Here is a 21,911-nt window from a genome sequence, read left to right on the forward strand (position 1 = left end):
TGCATGACTCACGGGACTTCAAGACGAACTCGGGTGCTGGCGGCCGCCGTCGGCGCCGCGGTGTTCATACCGGGCATCGCCGCCGCCACTCCGGCCGCCGCGACGACGCCCACGGTCAGCTGCACCTCCGCCAAGGCGGGCCTGGCCGACAAGCTGAAGAAGGACATCACGGCGGCCCTCGCGAACCGCAAGGGAACCGTCGCGGTGGGCCTCTACGACCGCACCACCAAGACGACCTGCACCCTGCGCGCCTCCACCGCCTACGACTCGGCCAGCACCGTCAAGGTGACCGTGCTCGCCACGTTGCTGTGGGACGCGCAGAAGCACAACCGGTCCCTGACGAGCACCGAGCAGTCCCTCGCCAAGGCCATGATCACTCAGTCGGACAACGCCGCGACCAGCAAGCTCTGGAAGCAGTTGGGCATGACGAAGATCAAGGGCTTCCTGGCAGCCGCCGGGATGACCAAGACCACGCCGGGAGCCGACGGCTACTGGGGCCTGACCCAGGAGAACGTCACCGACGAGCAGAAGCTGCTCAAGCTCGTCACCGCCAAGAACACCGTGCTGAGCGACACTTCCCGCGCCTACATCCTGAAGCTGATGGGCCAGGTCGTCTCGTCCCAGCGCTGGGGCACCCCCGCGGGCGCGCCCTCCACCGTCTCCGTGCACGTCAAGAACGGCTGGCTGCAGCGGGCCACGCACGGCTGGCGGGTGCACAGCCTCGGCACGTTCAAGGGCGCCGGCCACGACTACATGATCACCGTGCTGACCCAGGACAACAGCACCATGGACTACGGCGTCACCACCATCCAGAACGTCGCCAGGGCCATCCACAAGGACCTGGTGCCGACCACGTCGGGCATCGCGCGTTACACGCCGACCAGCGCGCCCCGCGAGGCGCTCGTGGCGGTTCCGGAACAGGGCTGACGCTTCACGAGGCGGTCTCCCGCCGGTCACCGCGGAGTCCTACGGTGACCGGCATGCGCCTGAGAACCGTACTCGCCACCCTCACCGCCGGCCTGGCGGCGGCCACCTGTCTGGCCGCCGCCGGGCCCGCCGACGCCGCTACGGACAACGCCTGTTCGCCCACCGTCTCGATCGACCGCTTCTCCGACGCGCTCGACAAGACGACGTACGACGGCACCTTCGTCGGCAACTTCTCCGCACTCGCCGTCGACGGCGACGGCGACGGCACGCTCACCGCCCTCTCGGACCGCTCGTCCCTGTTCTCCCTGGACGCGAGGACGCTCGCGCCGAAGGCCGTCGTGCCGCTCGCCGACGAGAACGGCGCCGCGCTCGACTCCGAGGGCCTGGTGGCCGACGGCGACGGCACCCGGCTGGTCACCTCCGAGACCGAGCCGTCCATACGCCGCTACTCCCGCGACGGCAGGATCCTCGACCGCCTGCCGGTGCCGGCTTCGCTTCGGGTCGCCCCCGCCGGCCGGGCTCAGTCCAACGGCACCTTCGAGGGGCTGACCCTGCTGCCCGGCGGCCACACCCTGCTGGCGTCCATGGAGTACGCGATCTCCGGCGACACGGCCGGCATCGTCCGCTTCCAGACGTGGAAGCGTCAGGGGGGCCGTTTCGAGCTCGGCGCCCAGTACGCCTACCGCACCGACTCCGGACTCGGCGTCCCCGAGGTCCAGGCCACCCCCGACGGCCGCCTGCTGGTCCTGGAGCGCGGCTTCACCTCCGGCGTCGGCAACACGGTCCGCCTCTTCCTCGCCGACCCCCGGCACGCGACCGACACCAGCGGCGTCGAGAACCTGACGGGGCAGAGCGGGGTCCGCCTGATCAAGAAGACCCTGCTCACCGACATCGCCACCTGCCCCACCCTGGGCGCGACCGCCAAGCAGCCCCAGCCGAACCCGCTCCTCGACAACATCGAGGGGATGACGATCACGGGCCGGGCGAAGGGGCGCCTTAAGGTGCTGCTGGTCAGCGACGACAACCAGAACGCGGTGCAGACGACGCGGTTCTACCACCTGCGGGTACGTGTCTGATACTCGCCCCCGTTTGTTGCGGAGGGATGAAATCCGCTTCTTTGCGCGTTGGTGCCTTCCGGTACACCAGGACGAAAAACGGAGGGCACCGCGTGACACCGCATCGGGGATGGGCACGGCGACTGGCCGGATACGCGTGGCGGTATCCGAAGGACGTCGTCCTGGCCCTGGGCGCCTCGCTCGCCGGCATGGCCGTCATGGCCCTGGTCCCGCTGGTCACCAAGGTGATCATCGACGACGTGATCGGCGACCACAGCCGGGACATGGCCCCCTGGGCCGGCGCACTGCTGGGCGCCGCCGTCCTCGTCTACGCCCTGGCCTACGTCCGCCGCTACTACGGCGGACGTCTCGCCCTCGACGTCCAGCACGACCTGCGGACGGAGATGTACGGGACGATCACCCGCCTCGACGGCCGCCGCCAGGACGAGCTGTCCACCGGGCAGGTGGTCGGCCGGGCCACCAGCGACCTCCAGCTGATCCAGGGCCTGCTCTTCATGCTGCCGATGACCATCGGCAACGTACTGCTCTTCCTGATCTCCCTGGTGATCATGGCCTGGCTGTCGCTGCCGCTGACCCTGGTCGCCCTCGCGGTGGCCCCCGCGCTCGGCTGGATCGCGGGACGCAGCCGCTCCCGGCTGCACCCCGCCACCTGGTACGCCCAGGCCCAGGCCGCCGCCGTCGCGGGCGTGGTCGACGGGGCGGTCAGCGGCGTACGCGTGGTGAAGGGCTTCGGACAGGAGGAGCAGGAGACCGGCAAGCTGCGCGAGGTCGGCCGCCGCCTCTTCGCGGGACGCCTGCGCACCATCCGGCTGAACAGCAGGTACACCCCGGCCCTGCAGGCCGTCCCCGCGCTCGGCCAGGTCGCCATGCTGGCGCTGGGCGGCTGGCTGGCCGTACGCGGCCACATCACCCTCGGCACCTTCGTCGCCTTCTCCACCTACCTCGCTCAGCTCGTCGGCCCGGTCCGGATGCTCGCCGTGGTCCTCACCGTCGGCCAGCAGGCCCGCGCGGGCACCGAGCGGGTGCTGGAGCTGATCGACACCGAGCCGTCGATGCGGGACGGCACCAAGACCCTCCCGGCCGACGCCCCCGCGACCGTCGAGTTCGACGACGTGTCCTTCGGGTACGACGACGAGCGCCCGGTCCTCCAGGGGCTGAGCTTCGAGATCCGCTCCGGCGAGACCCTCGCCGTCGTCGGCTCCTCCGGCTCCGGCAAGTCCACCGTCTCCCTGCTCCTGCCGCGCTTCTACGACGTCACCCACGGCGCCGTCCTGGTCGGCGGCCACGACGTGCGCGAGCTGACACTCGACTCGCTCAGGGCCGCGATCGGGCTGGTGCCCGAGGACTCCTTCCTCTTCTCCGACACCGTGCGCAGCAACATCGCGTACGGGCGTCCCGACGCCACCCAGGAGGAGATCGAGGCCGCCGCCCGCGCCGCCCAGGCGGACCGTTTCATCGCCGAGCTGCCCGACGGCTACGACACCAAGGTCGGCGAACACGGCCTCACCCTCTCCGGCGGCCAGCGCCAGCGCGTCGCGCTCGCCCGCGCCCTGCTCACCGACCCCCGGCTGCTCGTCCTGGACGACGCGACCTCCGCCGTGGACGCCCGCGTGGAGCACGAGATCCACGAGGCCCTGAAGCAGGTGATGCGCGGCCGTACGACCCTGCTCATCGCGCACCGCCGCTCCACCCTCAACCTCGCCGACCGCATCGCCGTCCTCGACGCCGGCCGGCTCGCCGACATCGGCACCCACGAGGAGCTCCAGGAGCGCTCCGCCCTCTACCGCCGCCTGCTCACCGACCCCGACGAGCTGGGCGGCGTCTCCCCGGGCCACACCCCGGCCGCCGCGCCGGAGGAGGACACCTCCGTACGCGACGAGCTGGACGCCGAGTTCGACGCCGAGCGCGGGGTGACCCCCCGCCTGTGGACCGGCGACCGCGAGCCCAAGGACACCGCCCACGCCGGGACCCCCGCCACCCCCGAACTCCTCGCCAAGGTCGAGGCGCTGCCCCCGGCGACCGACACCCCGGACATCGACGAGGCCCGGGCGGTGCGCGCGGAGGACTCCTACGGCCTCAGGCGCCTGCTGCACGGCTTCGGCCTGCCCCTGCTGATCAGCCTGCTGCTGGTCGCGGTGGACGCGGGCATGGGCCTGCTGCTGCCGATCCTGATCCGGCACGGCATCGACCAGGGCGTCAGCCGGATGGCCGTCGGCGCGGTCTGGTCGGCGTCCCTGCTCGCCCTGCTCACCGTCCTCGTGCAGTGGACCGCGCAGACCGGCGAGACCCGGATGACCGGCCGCACCGGTGAGCGCGTCCTGTACGCGCTGCGCCTGAAGATCTTCGCCCAGCTCCAGCGGCTCGGACTCGACTACTACGAGCGGGAACTGACCGGGCGCATCATGACCCGGATGACGACGGACGTCGACGCGCTGTCGACCTTCCTGCAGACCGGCCTGGTCACGGCGTTCGTCTCGGTCGTCACCTTCTTCGGCATCATGGTCGCCCTGCTGGTGCTCGACCTGCAGCTCGCGCTGGTCGTCTTCGCGACCCTGCCGCCGCTGATCGTCGCCACGTACTTCTTCCGCCGGGCCAGCGTGAAGGCGTACGAACTCGCCCGTGAGCGCGTGTCGTCGGTCAACGCCGACCTCCAGGAGTCGGTGTCCGGGCTGCGGATCGTGCAGGCCTTCCGGCGGGAGCGGGACGGCGGGCGGCGGTTCGCCGAGCGCAGCGACAGCTACCGGCGCGCCCGCATCCGCGGCCAGTGGCTGATCTCCGTCTACTTCCCCTTCGTCCAGCTGCTGTCGTCGGTCGCCGCGGCGGCCGTGCTGATCGCGGGCGCGGGCCGGATCGAGGCGGCCACGCTGACGACCGGCGCGCTGGTCGCGTACCTGCTCTACATCGACCTGTTCTTCGCCCCCGTCCAGCAGCTCTCCCAGGTCTTCGACGGCTACCAGCAGGCCTCGGTGTCGCTGGGCCGCATCCAGGAGCTGCTCCAGGAGCCGACGTCCACCGAGTCCGCCGAGGAGCCGCTGGAGGTGCTCTCGCTCCGCGGCGACATCGCCTTCGAGGGCGTGCACTTCGCGTACGGCGACGACGAGGAGGCCCTGGGCGGCATCGACCTCACGATCCCCGCCGGTCAGACGGTCGCCTTCGTCGGTGAGACCGGCGCGGGCAAGTCGACGCTGGTCAAGCTGGTGGCGCGGTTCTACGACCCGACCGCCGGGCGGGTCACGGCCGACGGCACGGACCTGCGCGCCCTGGACCTGACGTCGTACCGGCACCGCCTCGGGGTCGTCCCGCAGGAGGCTTACCTCTTCCAGGGGACCGTGCGCGACGCCATCGCCTACGGCCGCCCCGACGCCACCGACGCCGAGGTGGAGGCGGCGGCCCGGGCGGTCGGCGCGCACGACATGATCGCCACGCTCGACGGCGGCTATCTGCACGAGGTCGCCGAGCGCGGCCGTAACCTCTCGGCGGGCCAGCGCCAGCTGATCGCCCTCGCCCGCGCCGAACTGGTCGATCCCGACGTCCTGTTGCTCGACGAGGCCACGGCCGCCCTCGACCTGGCCACGGAGGCGCAGGTCAACCAGGCCACCGACCGCCTCGCGGGCCGCCGTACGACGCTGGTCGTCGCCCACCGCCTGACCACGGCCGCCCGCGCGGACCGGGTCGTGCTGATGGACCACGGCCGGGTCGCCGAGGACGGCACCCACGAGGAGCTGCTGGCCCTGGACGGGCGGTACGCCCGGCTGTGGCGGACGTTCGTCGGCGAGGCCGAGCCGGAGGAGCCGGTCGGCGTCTCTCGCTGACGAGCCGGTCCGCGCGTTCCGCTGACGGCCGTGCAACCATCCGACATATGTTGTGCGTCCGTACATCAGTACGTCAGGGCCTTCGTGGCCGGTGCACGTCCGCGGTACGGGAGGACAACAGTGGACAAAGGTGCGATACGCCGGTGCCTGGCGCGCGGCGCGGCCGTGCTGACGGTGGCGGGGGTGTTCGCCGTCGCCCTGCCGGGCAGCGCCCAGGCGGCGTCGACGTCGTGCGCGGGGCGCGAGGTCAGGACCCTGCCCTTCTCCGCCGGCACCGTGCACGTCTACAAGAGCAACGGCTACGTCTGCGCGCTCACCCTGCCCAAGCACCCCGGCACCAAGCGCACGATGTCGGTCAGCGTGCAGGCGCGCGGCAACCGCCCGGTCGTCGACAAGGGCCGCTACGCGCACCGCGCGGGGCCCGTGACGGTGCACGCCGGCCACCGGTGCGTGTGGATCAAGGGCTCGGTGGGCCGCTCCTCGGTGAGCTCCGGCTGGATCCTGTGCTGAGGCCGTGAGGTTCTGACAACCCAACCCCCTCTGGTGTGAAGGGTGTTGCTCCGATAGCTTCCGGCGCACATCCGTCTCACAGGATCCAGGGGAGGGTCATGCGCAAGGCGCTCAGATGGCTGCTGGCGCTCACGGTGCTCATAGGCACGGTGAGCACGGCCGGGGCGGCCACCGCCGCCCAGCCGGACATCAAGGACCGACTGCTCGCGATACCGGGGATGAGCCTGATCGAGGAGAAGCCCTACCCCGGTTACCGCTACTTCGTCCTGAACTACACCCAGCCGGTCGACCACCGGCACCCGTCCAAGGGCACCTTCCAGCAGCGGATCACCGTGCTGCACAAGGACGTCTCCCGCCCGACGGTCTTCTACACCAGCGGCTACAACGTCTCGACGACTCCCGGCCGCCGCGAGCCGACCCAGATCGTGGACGGCAACCAGGTCTCCATGGAGTACCGCTTCTTCACGCCGTCCCGCCCCGACCCGGCCGACTGGTCCGAGCTCGACATCCGGCAGGCGGCGAGCGACCAGCACCGGATCTTCAAGGCCCTGAAGGCCGTCTACACCGGGAACTGGATCGCGACCGGCGGCTCGAAGGGCGGCATGACCGCCACCTACTACGAGCGCTTCTATCCCCATGACATGGACGGCGTCGTCGCGTACGTCGCCCCCAACGACGTCGTCGAGGACGAGGACTCGGCGTACGACCGCTTCTTCGCCACCGTCGGCACCAAGGAGTGCCGGGACCGGCTGAACGCCGTGCAGCGGGAGGCGCTGGTGCGCCGGGAGCCGCTGGAGAAGAAGTACGCGCGCTACGCCGCCGACAACGACTACACCTTCACCACCATCGGCGGCCTCGACCGCGCTTACGAGGCGGTCGTCCTCGACTACGTCTGGGGCTTCTGGCAGTACAGCCTGCTCGCCGACTGCGACACGGTCCCCGCGGACGCGGCGAACGCCACCGACCAGGAGATCTGGGACTCGGTCGACACCATCTCCGGCTTCTCCGCCTACACCGACCAGGGCCTGGAGCCGTACACGCCGTACTACTACCAGGCGGGCACCCAGCTGGGCGCGCCCACGATCCACTTCCCGTACATCGAGAAGAAGCTGATCCGCTACGGCTACCAGCCCCCGCGGAACTTCGTGCCGCGCTCCATCCCGATGCGCTTCCAGCGGGGCGCCATGCGGGACGTCGACACCTGGGTCCGCCACCATGCCCGGCACACGCTCTTCGTCTACGGCCAGAACGACCCGTGGGGTTCGGAGCGGTTCCGGCCCGGCAAGGGCGCGAAGGACTCCTACGTCTTCACCGCGCCCGGCCTGAACCACGGAGCCAACGTCGCGGGCCTGACGGCCGACGAGAAGGCGCTGGCCACCGCGCGGATCCTGGAGTGGGCGGGCGTCGCCTCCCCGGCGGTGCGGGCGGACCCGTCGGCGGCGAAGCCACTGGCGCGCCACGACGCGAAGCTGGACGCACGGGACGTGGAGCGGGAGCCCGCGCTGCGGCCGTGACGCCGGTCCGGTTCGGGACGAGCCCGGCGGGGGCACCTCACACCCGCCGGGCGCACCCCACCGGATTCGGGCCGCCGAGCTGGACGTACAGGGCGGTCGACGCGGGGCAGCGGGCCCGGGCGGACACCGCCCTCATGACCCGGTACTGGGGTTCGTGCCCACCCGAGCCGTCGCAGGCCGTCTCGCGGACCTGGCCCTCGCCCGAGTGGTAGACGCAGTCGCCGGTGATCGTGCGGGGGCCGCCACCGCGGCCCGGGTCGCCCGGGTGCGGGGGCCGGAGGTTGCGCATGCAGGCGTAGCCCTGGGGGATCGTGCCGTCGCCGTCCTCGTCGTAGGACGGGCGCCGCTCGCTGATGTGCAGGACGAAGTCGGTGGTCGGCGGGCACGGCGGACCGTCGCTCATGGTGCCGTCATGGCGGGCGGCGACCCGGGCCGCCGCCCGTTCGCCCGCGCACGGGACCTCGGTGAAGCCGGCGGTCCCGAAGGAGCTGCACTCGTCGGCCCCGAGGAACCGGGCGCCGTACCCGCCGACCGGGGCGGGCGTGGCCGCCGCGGCCGGTGTGCCGCCGCCGACGGGGCCGGGCGTGCGCTGGCATCCCGTCAGCAGGGCGAGGGGCAGCGCCAGCAGCCCGCACACCAGCCCGCACATCAACCCCACGGAACGCCGCCCGCGCATCGTCACCCCCAGGCCCCCCGGGCACCCCCGCCCAGCGTGGCGCGCGGCGAGGGGGCCACGCCAGACGTTCGGGAGGCTTTCCGGCCGATGTGGGTGTTACGCCCGGTCTGCGGCGTACGTCTAGTACGTCAGCCCGTGGCCGATGGGGTACAGCACCTGGGCCGGATCATCCGCCCGCTGCACCGGCACCGGCAGCTTCCCGCGCGGCCCGATCCGCCCTGCGATCACCCGTGCGGCGGCCCGCAGTTCGACGTCGGTCCAGGAGTAGGCCGCCAAGTACGCCTTCACGGACGGGAGCTGGGCCACGTCGTACGGGTTGCGGACGGCGACCGCCACCACCGGCCTGCCGGTGCCGACCAGTTGCTCCACCAGCGTCTTCTGGCTGCTGCTCGCCGTGACGTTGTACGTCGCCACGATCACCGCGTCCACCTCCCGCGCGGCCGTGACCGCCTTGCCGATGGTCGCGGCGGAGGGTGCCGTCCCGGTCGACAGAGCGGTGGCCGTGAAGCCCAGCTCGGTGAGTGCGCCGGCCAGGACGCCGGTGGGCGGGCCCGTGGTGCCGGAGGGCGAGGCCGGGTCCGCGCCGACCACCAGCAGCCTGGTGTGCGTACGGCGGGAGAGCGGGAGCAGCCGGCCCTTGTTGACCAGCAGTGTGGTCGTGCGGTCGGCGATGCGGTCGGCCGCCGCCAGGTGCTTCGGCGTGCCGACCGTGCGGTCGACGCCGGAGGCGCTGACGTACGGGCGGTCGAGCAGCCCCAGCTTCGCCTTCAGCCGCAGGATGCGCAGGATCGACTCGTCCAGCCGGGCCTCGGTCAGCTCGCCGTCCCGGACCGCCTTCAGCACGGCGTTCCACGCCACGTCCAGCGACGGCGGATTGAGCAGCTGGTCCACGCCCGCCTTCAGCGCGAGCACCGGCACCCGGTCGTCCCCGTACTTCGTGCGGACGCCCTCCATACCGAGGGAGTCGGTGACCACGACCCCGTCGTAGCCGAGTTCGCCGCGCAGGATCCCGGTGAGGATGGGGCGGGAGAGGGTGGCCGGGTCGCCGGAGTCGTCGAGGGCCGGGAACTGGATGTGCGCGGTCATCACCGAGTCGATGCCCGCCCGGATCGCCGCCCGGAAGGGCGCCGCGTCCAGCTTCTCCCACAGCTCGCGGCTGTGCGTGATGACCGGGAAGCCGTAGTGGCTGTCGACGGCGGTGTCCCCGTGCCCCGGGAAGTGCTTGGCGGTCGCCGCGACCCCGGCGGCCTGGTACCCCTTCACCTCGGCGGCCACCAGCCCGGCCACGGCCTGCGGGTCGGCGCCGAAGGACCGTACGTTGATGACCGGGTTGGCCGGGTTGACGTTCACGTCCGCGTCGGGGGAGTAGTCCTGGCGGATGCCGATCGCGCGCAGCTCCTCGCCGGAGATCCGGCCGAGGGTGCGGGCGTCGGTGCGGGAGCCGCCGGCGCCGATCGCCATCGCGCCGGGGAACAGGGTCGCGGGCCTGCCGACCCGGCAGACGGCGCCGTGCTCCTGGTCGGTGGTGATGAGCACCGGCAGGCCGCGAGGCTGCTGCAGGGAGGCCTTCTGGATGCCGTTGGAGAGGTCCGCGATCTGGTGCGGATCCCGGGTGTTGTGGGCCCAGGTGAAGTAGATGATGCCGCCGACCCGGTACTTGGCGATCAGCTCGGTGGCCGTCCGTACGCCGATCTCCTTGAGGTTGGCGTCGATGTCGGCCTGGTCGGGGGCGGTGGCCGAGTGCCCGTACACCCGCATCACGAACAGCTGCCCGACCTTCTCCTCCAGTGTCATACGGGAGATGAGGGCGCGGAGCTGGTGGTCGTCGGCCTTCTCGGGGCGTACGGCGTGTGCCGTGCCGCCGGCCGTCACGGCGGCGGTGACCCCCGCCGTCGCGGCGAGGACGGTACGTCTGGAGGGGCGTGCGGGGTTTCCCGTGCTTCCCGTGCCGGTGTTGTGCACGTGCGCTCCTTCCGGAAAGGATCCGCTGGAGGTCCGCTGAAGGAAACTTCCGAGGAGTCACCCATATCCGGGAAGTTTCTGCCAGTCAAGGGAATGCACCGGGCGTGCCCGGCGGATCAGGCCGGAGGAGAGCCACAGCACCCGTTCGGCGGACGTGAGCGGGGGCTGGTGCGTGCAGCTGCAAGGCGGAGGAGGGCGTCGATGCGGAGCATCGACAACCGACGACAACGCCGCAGATGTGCGTGCCAGACCCCGCGTCTCCGGCCTGATCCGCCGGGCACGCCCTCGCCAGGCAGGGGGCCGCCATCGGCGCAATGGAGGGTGGCGCGCCGATGGCGGTGTGCTGCCGGGTGCGCGGTGCGGCGGAGAGGGTGGTCGGCGATCGCGGCAAGTGGCGAGGGCCGACACCGCACCGTGCGGACTCGTCCGGCAGTTCGCGGATTGGACGGGGCGGGGCGGGGACGGGTTCCCGCCCCGCGGTGACCTCCCGTCAGGCCGGCTGTCCGTCGAGGTCGTAGTCGAAGGAGTACGGGAAGGGCGTCTCGCCGGGCCGGTAGACGAAGGTGCCGGTGCCGCGCAGTCCGGCCAGCTCCCCGGTGCCCGTCCCCGGCACCACCTCGAAGGAGCAGCGGACCGAGCCGTCCGCCTCGAACGACCCGCGCTGCTCCAGGACGAAGCTCCCCTCCCGCCCGTCCAGCCGCCCGGCCAGCAGCTCCAGGCCCGTGAACGTGCCGGTCTTCTCCGTGCCGTAGACGATCGTGTACTCGCAGGTCGTACGGGCCGCCTCGATGCCGCCGGTGAAGGAGTTGACGACGGAGGCGCGGGCCAGCCTCGGCAGCGGCTCCTGCGGGCCGGCCGGGTTCTCCTGCCAGTCGGCGTAGGAGATGTGGCCGGTGGTGTGCGTGGGCATGCGGGTCCCTTCGGTCGTGCGCCGTGTGGTGCAGCCCAGCCTGGCCGCCATACCTGACACCTTCTGTCAGGTACGGCGACGGAGTCGGCAGAATGACGCCATGCGTGCCGACCGGCTCCTCTCCCTGCTCCTGCTGCTCCAGAACCGCGGCCGGATGACCGCCCCCGAACTCGCCGCGGAGCTGGAGGTGTCGGTCCGTACGGTCTACCGGGACATCGAGGCGCTGGGCGCCTCCGGCGTACCGGTTTGCGCCGACCGCGGCCCCGCGGGCGGCTACCGCCTCATGGACGGCTACCGCACCCGTCTGACCGGCCTCACCGACGCCGAGGCCGGCGCCCTCTTCCTCGCCGGAGCGCCCGGCCCGGCGCGGGACCTGGGCCTCGGCGCGGTCCTGGCGACCGCCCAGCTGAAACTGCGCGCCGCCCTCCCGGCCGAGCTCGCCGAGCGCACCCGGCGCGTCCAGGAACGCTTCCACCTCGACACCCCGGCCTGGTTCCGGGACGCCGACCCGGTGCCGTGTCTGGAGCCGGTCGCGCGGGCGGTGTGGGAACAGCGGACGCTGCGCGCGCACTACCGGCGCTGGCGCGGGGAGGTACGGCGGGAACTGCGGCCTCTCGGACTCGTGCTCAAGGGCGGCAACTGGTACCTGGTGGCGCTGGCGGACGGGGGAGAGCGGCCGGCGGCGACGGTGCGGACGTACCGCCTGTCGAGGTTCGTGACCGTGGACCTCACCGACGACACCTTCGAACGGCCGGCCGGATTCGACCTGGCCGCCCACTGGGGGGAGTCCTCCCGGCGCCTGGAGGAGGCGCTCCACCAGGACACCGCGCGGCTGCGGATCTCCCCCAGGGCCCAGCGCCTGCTGCCGATGCAGTTCGGGGCGCTCGGCAGACGGGCCCTGGACGCCGCCGGACCGCCGGACGACGAGGGCTGGGTGGAGGTGGAGATGCCGGTGGAGACACGGTCCGTGGCGGTCACCGACCTGCTCCGCCTCGGCCCGGAGGCGGAGGTGCTCGACCCGCCCGGGCTGCGGGAGGCGATGACGGAGGCCGTGGCCGCACTGGCCCACCGCTACGGCCTGGCGGCGCTGCAGCAGTGATGTCCGCGGGGTATTTCGTTCGACGATCCCGGGTGCGTCCGCGAGACTTTCCCGGACTTCCACGAGGCGTTCGCGCGGCCGCGGACGGGGTGGTGACGAGGCAGGGGGCCTGCGACGTGAGCTTCAGGCTGGAGGGACCGGTTCTGGAAGGTGCGCTGGTGCGCCTCGAAACGCTGGACCACCGCCATACGGCCGACCTGGCGAGGGCGGCCGAGGAGAACCGGGACACCTACGCGTTCACTTGGGTGCCCCGGGCCGACGAGGTCGGCGCCTACGTCGACGCCCAGCTGGCCCGGGCCGCGACGGGGCGCCTGGCACCGTACGCCCAGATATCGACGGCCACGGGCCGGGCGGTCGGCGCCACGGGGTACTGGGATCCGCGCTGCCGGCTGACCGACGATCAGCTGGACGCCGTGGAGGTCGGCTTCACCTGGCTCGGCGCGTCGGCGCAGGGCACGGGCGTGAACGCCGAGGCCAAGCTCCTCCTCTTCCGGTACGCGTTCGAGCACTGGGGCGTCTCGCGGGTGGACCTGAAGACGGACGCCCGCAACAGCCGCTCCCGCGCGGCCATCGCGAGTACGGGGGCGCGCTTCGAGGGCGTGCTGAGGAACTGGTCCCGCTCCTGGGCGGCGGGCGAGGACGGGCGGCTCCGGGACTCCGCGATCTTCTCGATCACGGCGGCGGAGTGGCCGCAGTGCCGGGCGCGGCTGGAGAAGCGGGTGGCGGGGTTCCTGCCTGCGCTCACTGAACCGTGGCCGGGCCGGCCCCGTCGCGGAGTTCCGGTGTCGTCGTGGCCACCGCCGCCACCGCCAGGAGGCACATCAGGCCGCCCGTGATCAGGGCGGTGGTGCCGGAGGTCCAGCCGGCCAGGAGGCCGCCGCGGACGTTGCCGAGGCTCGGGCCCGCCTGGCCCACGATCGCCTCGGCCGCGGTGACACGGCCGAGGAGGGCGTCCGGGGTGCGGGTCTGGACGATGGTGGTCCGGGAGACGACGGAGGTGGCGTCGGCGGCACCGGCCACGACCAGGAGGCCGAGGCCGGCCCACGGGTCGGCGGACAGGCCGAAGAGGACGAGTGCCCCGCCCCAGGTGGCCGCGCCGCACAGCATCACCAGGCCGGGCCGTCCCCACCGGGTGACCGGGCCGGACAGGGCCGCCGCGGCGACCCCGCCGACCGCCAGGGCCGACAGGAACAGGCCCAGCGTGCGCGGGTCGTCGCCGAAGCGCTCGGCGTTGACCAGCGGGAAGAGGCTGACGGGGAAGGAGAGCACAGTCGCGGCGAGGTCGGTGATCAGCGCGCCGCGGACCGCCCGGTGCCCGGCCAGGAAACGCAGGCCGTCCAGCACGCCCTGCAGTCCGGCCCGCGACGGCTCGCCCTCGGGCGGGAGCGCCGGGAGGCCGAAGGCGCCGTAGAAGCCGACGCCGAAGGACAGGGCGTCCAGCAGGTAGCAGACGCCGATGCCCAGCCCGCCCAGCAGCACGCCGGCCAGGGCGGGGCCGAGGAGCAGCATCGCCTGGCCGGTGACCTGGTTCAGGGCCAGTCCGGCGGCCACCTGCTCCTTGGGCAGCAGGCGCGGTACGAAGACGCCCTGCGCGGGTGAGCCGAGCGCGCCGAAGGTGGACTGGACGGCCACCAGGGCGAGAACGGCGGCCACCGGGACATGTCCGGTGAAGCCCTGCACGGCGAGCAGGGCCGAGCAGAGCGCCTGGCCGACGACGGCGATCAGATAGACCCGCCGCCGGTCGGCCCGGTCCACCCAGGCCCCGGCGAACAGGCCGAAGGTGACCAGCGGCAGCGCCTGCGCCAGCCCCACCGCGCCGGTCCAGGCCGTGCTGTGGGTCAGGCCCCACACCTGGTACATGACCGTGACCATGGTCATGGACCCGCCCAGCAGCGACACGGTCCGGCCGATCAGCAGTCGCCGGAAGACGGGGGAGACGCGAAGAGGGGTGGTGTCGAGGAGGGTCCGCGTCAGGCTCATGAGAGCGGTGCGGGACTGCGCGGCGGGGCGGGCTGCTGAATCACCGGCGGAGGTTAACCGGGCGCCCGCCGGCCGGGCCACTCAATTAGCGGGCGCCCCTGCCCCGCCTCCTACGCCGAGTCGCTCAGCAGCCGTACGAGGTGTTCCCGGCCCGCGCCCAGCAGTTCGGGGAGCGGGGTGGCCGCCTCGTACCACCGCTTCTCGTACTCCCAGCACAGCCAGCCGTCCCAGCCGTGCCGGGAGAGCACCTCCACGCACTCGGTGAGCGGCAGCACACCGGTGCCGAGCGGCAGCGGGGTGGTGTCCTCGGCCGAGGTGATGTCCTTGACCTGGACGTATCCGAGGTGCGGGGAGAGCGCCGCGTACGTCTCCGCGGGCTGCTCGCCGCCCAGCCAGGTGTGCATCACGTCCCACAGCGCGCCGACCTGCCGGTGGCCCACGGGGCCGAGGATGCGGATCACGTCGGCGCCGGTGCGGTGCGAGTCGTGGGTCTCCAGCAGGATGCGGACGCCGAGGGCCGCGGCGTCCTCGGCGGCGGTGCCCAGCCGCCGGGCCGCCGTCGCGTCGGCCTCCGCCGGGGACTGGTCGGGGGCGGCGCCCGGGAACACCCGTACGAAGGGTGCCCCCAAGTCATGGGCGAGTTCCAGGAGCTGACGGATCTCGTCGAGTACGGGCCCGTCATCACCCGGCGCGGCGACCCGCGCGTACCCGGCGAGCCCCAGGAGCTCGATCCCGGTCGACTTGAACGCGGCGGCCACGTCGGCCCGTTCGGCGGGGCCGAGGCCCGGGTGCACCGGTTCCTCCGGATGGGCGCGCAGCTCGATGCCGTGGTAGCCGTGTTCGGCCGCGAGCGCCAGTACCTCCGGTACGGGCAGGCCGGGGACACCGAGGGTGGAGAACGCGAGCTTCATGGGGCGGACACTACCCCGCACGGCCCGTCACTCACCCGATCCGCGCAGATCGAGCCGCCGGGCCCGTCGCTATCCGCCGACGGGCCGGTAGACGTTCACCAGCACGCCCGTCTTCCCGCTGACCGTGGAGACCAGCTCCAGGGTCCGCTTCCCCCCGTCCGCGGGGAAGATCGACTTACCGCCGCCGAGGATCACCGGCATCACGACGAGCTGCAGCTCGTCCACCAGTCCTTCCCCGAGCAGCGCCCGCACCAGCGTCGGGCTCCCCATCATCGCGAGGTCGCCGCCGTCGGCCGCCCGCAGCTCACGGATCCGGGCGAGGGCCTCACCGCCGGGAATCCGGACGGTGTTCTCCCAGGTCAGCTCGTCGTCCTCGAGGGTGTCCGAGACGACGTACTTCCGCATCGAGTTCAACCGGTCGGCGAACGGATCCCCGGCCCGCTCCGGCCACGCCGCCGCCATCGACTGCCACGTCCGCCGCCCGTACAGCAGCGCCTCAGCCTTCTCCAGCCCCGCGGCGAAGGCCCCGCCCACCACCTCCGGGTCGAAGAACGGATGCGACCACCCGCCGTGCGCGAACCCCCCGTCGGTGTCCTCCTCGGGCCCGCCGGGCGCCTGCACGACGCCGTCGAGACTGATGAACTCGGTGACCACGATGCGCATCGGAACCACTCCCTCGTCTTGGATGCCGTCGCCTGTTCGGGCGATCACGGCAGAGAAGACCACGGCGGCGAGCGAAACTCATCGCTCGCGGGCCCGTGTCCGCGGCCTTCAACGTCGGTCCACATCATGACGACGCCGGACCACACCATCCAGCCCACCCGGCGCTCGAGGACGAGGCCGTTCAGGCTGAGAGCGGGGGCTGGGGGTGCCCCCGGCCAGGCGGCCCGCATCCGCGCCGGGTGCGGGCCAGGCGGCGGCACGTGCGAACTCCCGCCGTCTGGCCGGGGGCCCATCACCGGCCCCGGCAACTCCCCGCCGCACACGGCCAACCCGCGCCGCGGTTCCGGCGATTCGGGGCGAGGCCGGTCAGGCTGGGAGCGGGGTCCGGGGGCGGCAGCCCCTCAGCAGGCGCCCGCACCGGCCCCGGCAACCCCCCCGCCGCACACGGCCGCCCCGCCGTCGCGGTTCCGGCGATTCGGGGCGAGGCCGGTCAGGCCCAGAGCGGGGGCTGGGGACACCCCCCGGCCAGGCGCCCCGCATCCGCGCAGGGTGCGGGCTCATGCGGCGGCACGTGCGAACTGCCGACGTATCAACCGCGTGGCACCCCGGACGACCCCCGGACCATCAGCTCCCCCCGAACCGTCGCGATGCCCCCGGGCGGCGGCTCCTCGCGCCCCATGGCGATGCGTCCGGCCCGCGCCCCCGCCTCGGCCAGCGGCAGCCGGACCGTCGTGAGGGAGGGCACCGCGTCGATGCTGAACGGCAGATCGTCGAACCCGGCGACCGACACGTCGGCCGGAATCCGCAGTCCGGAGTCGCGCAGGGCGGCGCAGGCGCCGAGGGCGACGGAGTCGTTCGCGGCGACGACGGCGGTCAGCGAAGGGTCCCGGCGCAGCAGTTCCAGCGTCGCCTCGTAACCGGAGCGCCGGTCGTAGCGGCCGTGCACCGTCCAGCGCGGGTCCTCCTCGATACCGGCCGCGGCCAGCGCCTCGCGGTGGCCCTCCAGCCGGTGCCGGGTGGTGGTCCGTTCCTCGGGGCCCGCGATGTAGCCGAGGCGCCGGTGACCGAGGCCGATCAGGTGTTCGGTCAGCTGCCGTGCGCCCCCGCGGTTGTCGAAGGTGAGCGCGATGGCCTGGGTGTCGGGGGCCGGCGGCCGCCCGCACAGCACCACCCGGGTGCCGGCCTCCGCGAGCTTGCGCAGCTTCGCCGCCACCGCCGACGCGTGCGGCTCCACCTCCACGGCGCCGCCGGTGAGCACCACGGCCGCGGCCCGCTGCCGCTGGAGCAGGGTGAGGTAGGTCAGTTCGCGCTCCGGTGAGCCGCCGGTGTTGCAGACGACGGCCAGCCGTTCGCCGCCGGCCCGTCCGCCGGGGCCGCCGATCTCGCCCTGGATGGCACCGGCCATGATGCCGAAGAAGGGGTCGGCGATGTCGTTGACGAGGATGCCCACGAGGTCGGAGGTGGCCGCCGCCAGGGCGCTCGCGGGGCCGTTGAGGACGTAGTCGAGCTCGTCCACCGCCCGCAGCACCCGCTCCCGGGTGGAGGCGGCCACGGGGTAGTTGCCGTTCAGTACGCGCGACACCGTCGCGGGCGAGACCTGGGCGCGGGCCGCCACGTCCGCAAGGGTCACCGTCATGTCGTCGTCCTCCGGTCGCGCATCTTGTCGTACGTCCTCGTACGTCCTCGTAGACAGGCAAGCCCCGGCCACGGTTCCGTGCGGTGTCGTGCAGACCTTAAGGCCAATCACCCCAGTTGTTCGACCCCTCGAACAATTCGAAGTGGACTAGGCCTTGTCCGGACCCCCGGTCAGAGGCTAGCTTCTCATCAGATAGAAAGCGCTTGCTGCACTGGGGCGCGCGACGCCCACGAAGGGGACTGACGTGACACGCAAGACGGTGCGTATCGCCATGAACGGCGTCACCGGACGCATGGGCTACCGCCAGCACCTCGTCCGGTCGATCCTCGCCCTGCGCGACCAGGGCGGACTCGACCTCGGCGACGGCACCGTGCTGTGGCCGGAGCCGGTCCTGATCGGCCGCCGTGAACACGCCCTGAGGGAGATCGCCGAACGGCACGGCCTGGAGCACGTCTCCACGGACGTGGACGCGGTCCTCGCCGACCCGGAGACCGACATCTACTTCGACTCCCAGGTCACCTCCGCCCGCGAGGAGTCGATCAGGAAGGCGATCGCCGCGGGCAAGCACGTCTACACCGAGAAGCCCACCGCCACCGGCCTCGACGGCGCCCTCGGACTCGCCCGGCTCGCACACGCCGCCGGCATCAAGCACGGCGTCGTCCAGGACAAGATCTTCCTCCCCGGCCTGCTCAAGCTGAAGCGGCTCATCGACGGCGGCTTCTTCGGCCGGATCCTCTCCATCCGCGGCGAGTTCGGCTACTGGGTCTTCGAGGGCGACTGGCAGCCCGCCCAGCGCCCCTCCTGGAACTACCGCGCCGAGGACGGCGGCGGCATCGTCGTCGACATGTTCCCGCACTGGGAGTACGTCCTGCACGAGCTGTTCGGCCGTGTGAAGTCCGTCCAGGCCCTCGCCACCACCCACATCCCGCAGCGCTGGGACGAGAACGGCAAGCCCTACGACGCCACCGCCGACGACGCCGCGTACGGCGTCTTCGAGCTCGACGGCGGTGCGATCGCCCAGATCAACTCCTCCTGGGCGGTCCGCGTGGGCCGCGACGAGCTGGTGGAGTTCCAGGTGGACGGGACGGAAGGATCGGCCGTCGCGGGCCTGCGCAACTGCCGCGTCCAGCACCGCTCCGCCACCCCCAAGCCCGTCTGGAACCCCGACATCCCCGCCACCGAGGCCTTCCGCGACCAGTGGCAGGAGGTCCCCGACAACGATGAGTTCGAGAACGGCTTCAAGGCCCAGTGGGAGCTGTTCCTCAAGCACGTCTACGCCGATGCTCCCTACCACTGGGACCTGCTGGCCGGCGCCCGTGGCGTCCAGCTCGCCGAGCTGGGCCTGAAGTCGTCGGCCGAGGGCCGCCGCATCGACGTACCGGAGATCGCGCTGTGACCATCCGACTGCCCGACGGCAACGGGGGCCTGAGGACCTACGAGCCGCGCACCGAGCCGCTCGCCCCCAGCCCCGGCACGCCCCTCACCTCCCGTACGGTCTTCTCGGCGGCGCACGTCGTCGCCGACCCGTACGCCGACGTGTCCCCCGACTCGCCCGCCGCCGTCGACTGGGACGCCACCCTCGCCTTCCGCCGCCACCTGTGGTCCCACGGGCTCGGGGTCGCCGAGGCGATGGACACCGCCCAGCGCGGGATGGGCCTGGACTGGGCGGGCGCCGCCGAGCTGATCCGCCGGTCGGCGGCCGAGGCCCGCGGCGTGGGCGGGCGGATCGCCTGCGGGGTCGGCACCGACCAGCTCACGGGCGGCGGCTCGCTCACCGAGATCCGCGCGGCGTACGAGGAGCAGCTCGCCCTGGTCGAGGCCTCCGGCGCGCAGGCGATCCTGATGGCGTCGCGGGCCCTGGCGGCCACGGCGAAGTCCCCCGAGGACTACCTGGAGGTCTACGGCCACCTCCTGCGCCAGGCCACCGAACCGGTGATCCTGCACTGGCTCGGCCCGATGTTCGACCCGGCGCTGGAGGGCTACTGGGGCTCCTCCGACCTCGACACGGCCACCGGCACCTTCCTGGAGGTCATCGCCGCCCACCCCGACAAGGTCGAGGGCGTGAAGATCTCCCTGCTGGACGCCCAGCGCGAGATCGACCTGCGCCGCCGCCTCCCGCAGGGCGTGCGCTGCTACACCGGCGACGACTTCAACTACCCCGAGCTGATCGCGGGCGACGAGCGGGGCTTCAGCCACGCCCTGCTCGGCATCTTCGACCCGCTGGGCCCGCTGGCGGCCGAGGCGGTACGGGTCCTCGACACGGGCGACACGGCCGGCTTCCGCGCCCTGCTCGACCCCACCGTCGAACTGTCCCGCCACCTCTTCCAGCCCCCCACCCGCTTCTACAAGACGGGCGTGGTGTTCCTGGCCTGGCTCGCGGGCCATCAGGCACACTTCACGATGGTCGGCGGCCTGCAGTCGGCCCGCTCCCTCCCGCACTTCGCCCGCGCCTACGAACTCGCCGACGGACTGGGCCTGTTCCCGGACCCCAAGCTCGCTCAGGAGCGGATGAAGAACCTGCTGTCGCTGTACGGGGTGAACCAGTGAGCAAGCCCGGCCTCGAACGCTTCTCGATCAACCAGATGACCGTGAAGCAGCTGTCCCTGCCCGAACTCGCCGCCGCCTGCGCGGAGTCGGGTGTCTCCCAGGTGGGCCTGTGGCGCGAGCCCGTCCAGGCGTACGGCGTCGAGACGGCGGCCAAGCTGGTCCGCGACGCCGGCCTGACGGTGACGACCCTGTGCCGCGGCGGCTTCCTCACCGCCATCGACCCGGCGGCCCGCGCGGCGGCCCTGTCCGACAACCGCCGCGCGGTCGACGAGGCCGCCGTCCTCGGCACCGACACCCTGGTCCTGGTCTGCGGCGGTCTCCCTGCCGCCTCCAGGGACCTGCACGGCGCCAGGGAGCGGATCGCCGACGCCCTCGCTGAGCTCGGCCCCTACGCCGAGTCCCAGGGCGTCCGTCTCGCCATCGAGGCCCTGCACCCCATGTACGCCTCCGACCGCTGCGTGGTCTCCACCCTCGCCCAGGCCCTGGACCTCGCGGAACGCTTCCCCGCCCACCAGGTCGGCGTCACCGTGGACACGTACCACATCTGGTGGGACGACACCGCCCCCGAGCAGATCGCCCGGGCGGGCGCGGGCGGCCGTATCCACTCCTTCCAGCTCGCCGACTGGACCACCCCCTTGCCCGAGGGCGTCCTCAACGGGCGCGGCCAGATCGGGGACGGCGCGATCGACATGCGCGAGTGGAAGGGGTACGTGGAGGCGGCCGGCTACACCGGTCCCATCGAAGTGGAGCTGTTCAACGAGGAGTTGTGGGCTCGGGACGGGCGCGAGGTCCTCGCCGAGACCGCCGCACGGTTCGTCGAACACGTGATCCGATGAGGGTGTGGGTGACATAAGCGGTCACCGGGTCCGCTCCGGTGACTACCCCGCCTCACCCGCCAGTTCCCTGCCCAGCCGCTCGATGTGCTCGTCCGCCTCGGCCAGTTGTGACTGGTTCAGGGACACGCCCAGCAAGTAGTGGCGCTCGTAGAGCTGCTGGAAGTACACGGCTCCCTGCTCCACGTTCAGGACGATCTGCTGGATCTCCCCTTCGAGCAGCGCGTGCAGGGAGGTGTTCATACGGCCTGCGACGCCGGGGAGCAGCTGTCCCAGCAGGCCGTACTTGTCCCGCCGCTGCTGCGGTGTGGAGGCGCCGAAGTGGCTCCGCAGAGCGGGGTGGCGGAAGATGTCGGCCGTGCAGGTGGGGACACCGGCGGCGTAGTACGCCACGTAGTGCAGGCCACGAACGCCCAGGGCCGCGCGCAGCAGGTCGGTGATCCCGGTGGCCTCGTCGGCGGCGGTGTCCACCGTGTAGGGGCTGCCTTCGGTGACGTCGTCGGCCTCGGTGACACGCTCGGCGGTGGGCGGCTTCACCGAAGCGGCAGCCGCGGCCGCGTACCTGCTCGGATACGAGCGGCGGGAGCGCAGGCTGTAGCGGACGGCCGGCCTGAGGCCGTCGATTCCCTCGGTCATGCGGGCGATCAGCTCGGTGACCCGGTCCCGGGGCGTGGCGCAGCAGAGGTGGAATCCGGCCTCGACCGAATGGAACAGAAGCGCTCCGCTCGGAACGCGCACCACCGTGCGTATGAGCGCGCCGGTGCGCAGTTCCGCGAAATCTGGCGCCAATTCCTCGAGGATGTAGAAAAGTTGTCGCCCGGCGCGTTCAAGACGGCCTGATGCCGGTTCCCCCGG

The 21,911-nt window shown here is 72.4% G+C and carries 18 protein-coding genes; 10 read left to right on the plus strand and 8 right to left on the minus strand.

The window, feature by feature from the left end; all coding sequences use genetic code 11:
* Positions 1-3: 3 nt before the first annotated feature.
* The 5 genes from ACZ7L0_RS12575 (at position 4) to ACZ7L0_RS12595 (ending at position 7,839) form a co-directional block, all read left to right on the plus strand.
* Positions 4-927: a serine hydrolase gene (locus tag ACZ7L0_RS12575; protein WP_471242422.1), complete on the plus strand. Its 924-nt coding sequence runs from the start codon at positions 4-6 to the stop codon at positions 925-927.
* A 53-nt stretch (positions 928-980) separates the two neighbouring features.
* Complete coding sequence (locus tag ACZ7L0_RS12580) at positions 981-2,003, plus strand: esterase-like activity of phytase family protein (RefSeq protein ID WP_471242423.1); 1,023 nt, start codon at positions 981-983, stop codon at positions 2,001-2,003.
* Positions 2,004-2,095: 92 nt separating this feature from the next.
* Positions 2,096-5,815 (plus strand): ABC transporter ATP-binding protein, encoded by a 3,720-nt coding sequence (locus ACZ7L0_RS12585; protein ID WP_471242424.1) that lies wholly within the window; start codon positions 2,096-2,098, stop codon positions 5,813-5,815.
* Between the two features lie 120 nt (positions 5,816-5,935).
* Positions 5,936-6,325, plus strand: a complete 390-nt coding sequence (locus tag ACZ7L0_RS12590; protein ID WP_471242425.1) for a hypothetical protein — start codon at positions 5,936-5,938, stop codon at positions 6,323-6,325.
* A gap of 98 nt (positions 6,326-6,423) precedes the next feature.
* Entirely contained in the window at positions 6,424-7,839 is a 1,416-nt protein-coding gene (locus ACZ7L0_RS12595) for a S28 family serine protease (RefSeq protein WP_471242426.1), read from the plus strand.
* Between the two features lie 37 nt (positions 7,840-7,876).
* Here the strand turns inward: ACZ7L0_RS12595 and ACZ7L0_RS12600 are convergent, their stop codons facing one another.
* The 3 genes from ACZ7L0_RS12600 to ACZ7L0_RS12610 all read right to left on the minus strand — a co-directional run bounded on the left by ACZ7L0_RS12600 (position 7,877) and on the right by ACZ7L0_RS12610 (position 11,387).
* Entirely contained in the window at positions 7,877-8,515 is a 639-nt protein-coding gene (locus ACZ7L0_RS12600; protein ID WP_471242427.1) for a hypothetical protein, read from the minus strand.
* Positions 8,516-8,635: 120 nt separating this feature from the next.
* Positions 8,636-10,477, minus strand: a complete 1,842-nt coding sequence (locus tag ACZ7L0_RS12605) for a glycoside hydrolase family 3 protein (protein ID WP_471242428.1) — start codon at positions 10,475-10,477, stop codon at positions 8,636-8,638.
* Positions 10,478-10,967: 490 nt separating this feature from the next.
* Positions 10,968-11,387 (minus strand): DUF3224 domain-containing protein, encoded by a 420-nt coding sequence (locus tag ACZ7L0_RS12610; protein WP_471242429.1) that lies wholly within the window; start codon positions 11,385-11,387, stop codon positions 10,968-10,970.
* A gap of 100 nt (positions 11,388-11,487) precedes the next feature.
* Here ACZ7L0_RS12610 and ACZ7L0_RS12615 point away from each other — a divergent pair, with 100 nt between their 5' ends.
* Together ACZ7L0_RS12615 and ACZ7L0_RS12620 are read left to right on the plus strand one after the other, a co-directional pair.
* Positions 11,488-12,486 (plus strand): helix-turn-helix transcriptional regulator, encoded by a 999-nt coding sequence (locus ACZ7L0_RS12615; RefSeq protein WP_471242430.1) that lies wholly within the window; start codon positions 11,488-11,490, stop codon positions 12,484-12,486.
* A 116-nt stretch (positions 12,487-12,602) separates the two neighbouring features.
* Positions 12,603-13,322, plus strand: coding sequence for a GNAT family N-acetyltransferase (locus ACZ7L0_RS12620; RefSeq protein WP_471242431.1), 720 nt, complete (start codon positions 12,603-12,605; stop codon positions 13,320-13,322).
* On the opposite strand, the gene ACZ7L0_RS12625 is transcribed toward ACZ7L0_RS12620, so the two are convergent.
* The 4 genes from ACZ7L0_RS12625 to ACZ7L0_RS12640 all read right to left on the minus strand — a co-directional run bounded on the left by ACZ7L0_RS12625 (position 13,228) and on the right by ACZ7L0_RS12640 (position 17,676).
* The gene (locus ACZ7L0_RS12625) at positions 13,228-14,466 is read right to left on the minus strand and encodes an MFS transporter (RefSeq protein WP_471242432.1); all 1,239 of its coding nucleotides are present in this window, start codon (positions 14,464-14,466) and stop codon (positions 13,228-13,230) included. The two genes, ACZ7L0_RS12620 and ACZ7L0_RS12625, sit on opposite strands and share 95 nt — an antisense overlap.
* A gap of 110 nt (positions 14,467-14,576) precedes the next feature.
* The gene (locus ACZ7L0_RS12630) at positions 14,577-15,377 is read right to left on the minus strand and encodes a sugar phosphate isomerase/epimerase family protein (RefSeq protein WP_471242433.1); all 801 of its coding nucleotides are present in this window, start codon (positions 15,375-15,377) and stop codon (positions 14,577-14,579) included.
* 69 nt (positions 15,378-15,446) lie between these two features.
* The gene (locus tag ACZ7L0_RS12635) at positions 15,447-16,040 is read right to left on the minus strand and encodes a dihydrofolate reductase family protein (RefSeq protein WP_471242434.1); all 594 of its coding nucleotides are present in this window, start codon (positions 16,038-16,040) and stop codon (positions 15,447-15,449) included.
* Positions 16,041-16,629: 589 nt separating this feature from the next.
* Complete coding sequence (locus ACZ7L0_RS12640) at positions 16,630-17,676, minus strand: LacI family DNA-binding transcriptional regulator (RefSeq protein ID WP_471242435.1); 1,047 nt, start codon at positions 17,674-17,676, stop codon at positions 16,630-16,632.
* 244 nt (positions 17,677-17,920) lie between these two features.
* Between ACZ7L0_RS12640 and ACZ7L0_RS12645 the strand changes: the two genes are divergently transcribed.
* The 3 genes from ACZ7L0_RS12645 to ACZ7L0_RS12655 are packed head-to-tail and all read left to right on the plus strand — an operon-like array spanning position 17,921 to position 21,059.
* Positions 17,921-19,072, plus strand: a complete 1,152-nt coding sequence (locus ACZ7L0_RS12645; protein WP_471242436.1) for a Gfo/Idh/MocA family protein — start codon at positions 17,921-17,923, stop codon at positions 19,070-19,072.
* On the plus strand, positions 19,069-20,223 hold the full coding sequence (locus ACZ7L0_RS12650) for a dihydrodipicolinate synthase family protein (protein ID WP_471242437.1): 1,155 nt from the start codon (positions 19,069-19,071) through the stop codon (positions 20,221-20,223). Before ACZ7L0_RS12645 ends, ACZ7L0_RS12650 begins: the two co-directional genes overlap by 4 nt.
* 35 nt (positions 20,224-20,258) lie before the next feature.
* Positions 20,259-21,059 carry a sugar phosphate isomerase/epimerase family protein gene (locus ACZ7L0_RS12655; RefSeq protein ID WP_471242747.1) on the plus strand — a complete coding sequence of 267 codons (801 nt, stop codon included), beginning with the start codon at positions 20,259-20,261 and terminating at the stop codon, positions 21,057-21,059.
* Positions 21,060-21,101: 42 nt separating this feature from the next.
* On the opposite strand, the gene ACZ7L0_RS12660 is transcribed toward ACZ7L0_RS12655, so the two are convergent.
* Positions 21,102-21,845 (minus strand): hypothetical protein, encoded by a 744-nt coding sequence (locus tag ACZ7L0_RS12660; protein ID WP_471242438.1) that lies wholly within the window; start codon positions 21,843-21,845, stop codon positions 21,102-21,104.
* Positions 21,846-21,911 lie beyond the last annotated feature (66 nt).

Source organism: Streptomyces sp. NPDC039424 (assembly GCF_055639495.1).

Excerpts from the sequence above, each read along its gene's own strand:
- ACZ7L0_RS12575 (WP_471242422.1), top strand. The coding sequence starts at position 4 with ATGACTCACGGGACTTCAAGACGAACTCGGGTGCTGGCGGCCGCCGTC.
- ACZ7L0_RS12580 (WP_471242423.1), top strand. The coding sequence starts at position 981 with ATGCGCCTGAGAACCGTACTCGCCACCCTCACCGCCGGCCTGGCGGCG.
- ACZ7L0_RS12595 (WP_471242426.1), top strand. The coding sequence starts at position 6,424 with ATGCGCAAGGCGCTCAGATGGCTGCTGGCGCTCACGGTGCTCATAGGC.
- ACZ7L0_RS12600 (WP_471242427.1), bottom strand. The coding sequence starts at position 8,515 with ATGCGCGGGCGGCGTTCCGTGGGGTTGATGTGCGGGCTGGTGTGCGGG.
- ACZ7L0_RS12610 (WP_471242429.1), bottom strand. The coding sequence starts at position 11,387 with ATGCCCACGCACACCACCGGCCACATCTCCTACGCCGACTGGCAGGAG.
- ACZ7L0_RS12615 (WP_471242430.1), top strand. The coding sequence starts at position 11,488 with ATGCGTGCCGACCGGCTCCTCTCCCTGCTCCTGCTGCTCCAGAACCGC.
- ACZ7L0_RS12625 (WP_471242432.1), bottom strand. The coding sequence starts at position 14,466 with ATGAGCCTGACGCGGACCCTCCTCGACACCACCCCTCTTCGCGTCTCC.
- ACZ7L0_RS12630 (WP_471242433.1), bottom strand. The coding sequence starts at position 15,377 with ATGAAGCTCGCGTTCTCCACCCTCGGTGTCCCCGGCCTGCCCGTACCG.
- ACZ7L0_RS12635 (WP_471242434.1), bottom strand. The coding sequence starts at position 16,040 with ATGCGCATCGTGGTCACCGAGTTCATCAGTCTCGACGGCGTCGTGCAG.
- ACZ7L0_RS12640 (WP_471242435.1), bottom strand. The coding sequence starts at position 17,676 with ATGACGGTGACCCTTGCGGACGTGGCGGCCCGCGCCCAGGTCTCGCCC.
- ACZ7L0_RS12655 (WP_471242747.1), top strand. The coding sequence starts at position 20,259 with ATGACCGTGAAGCAGCTGTCCCTGCCCGAACTCGCCGCCGCCTGCGCG.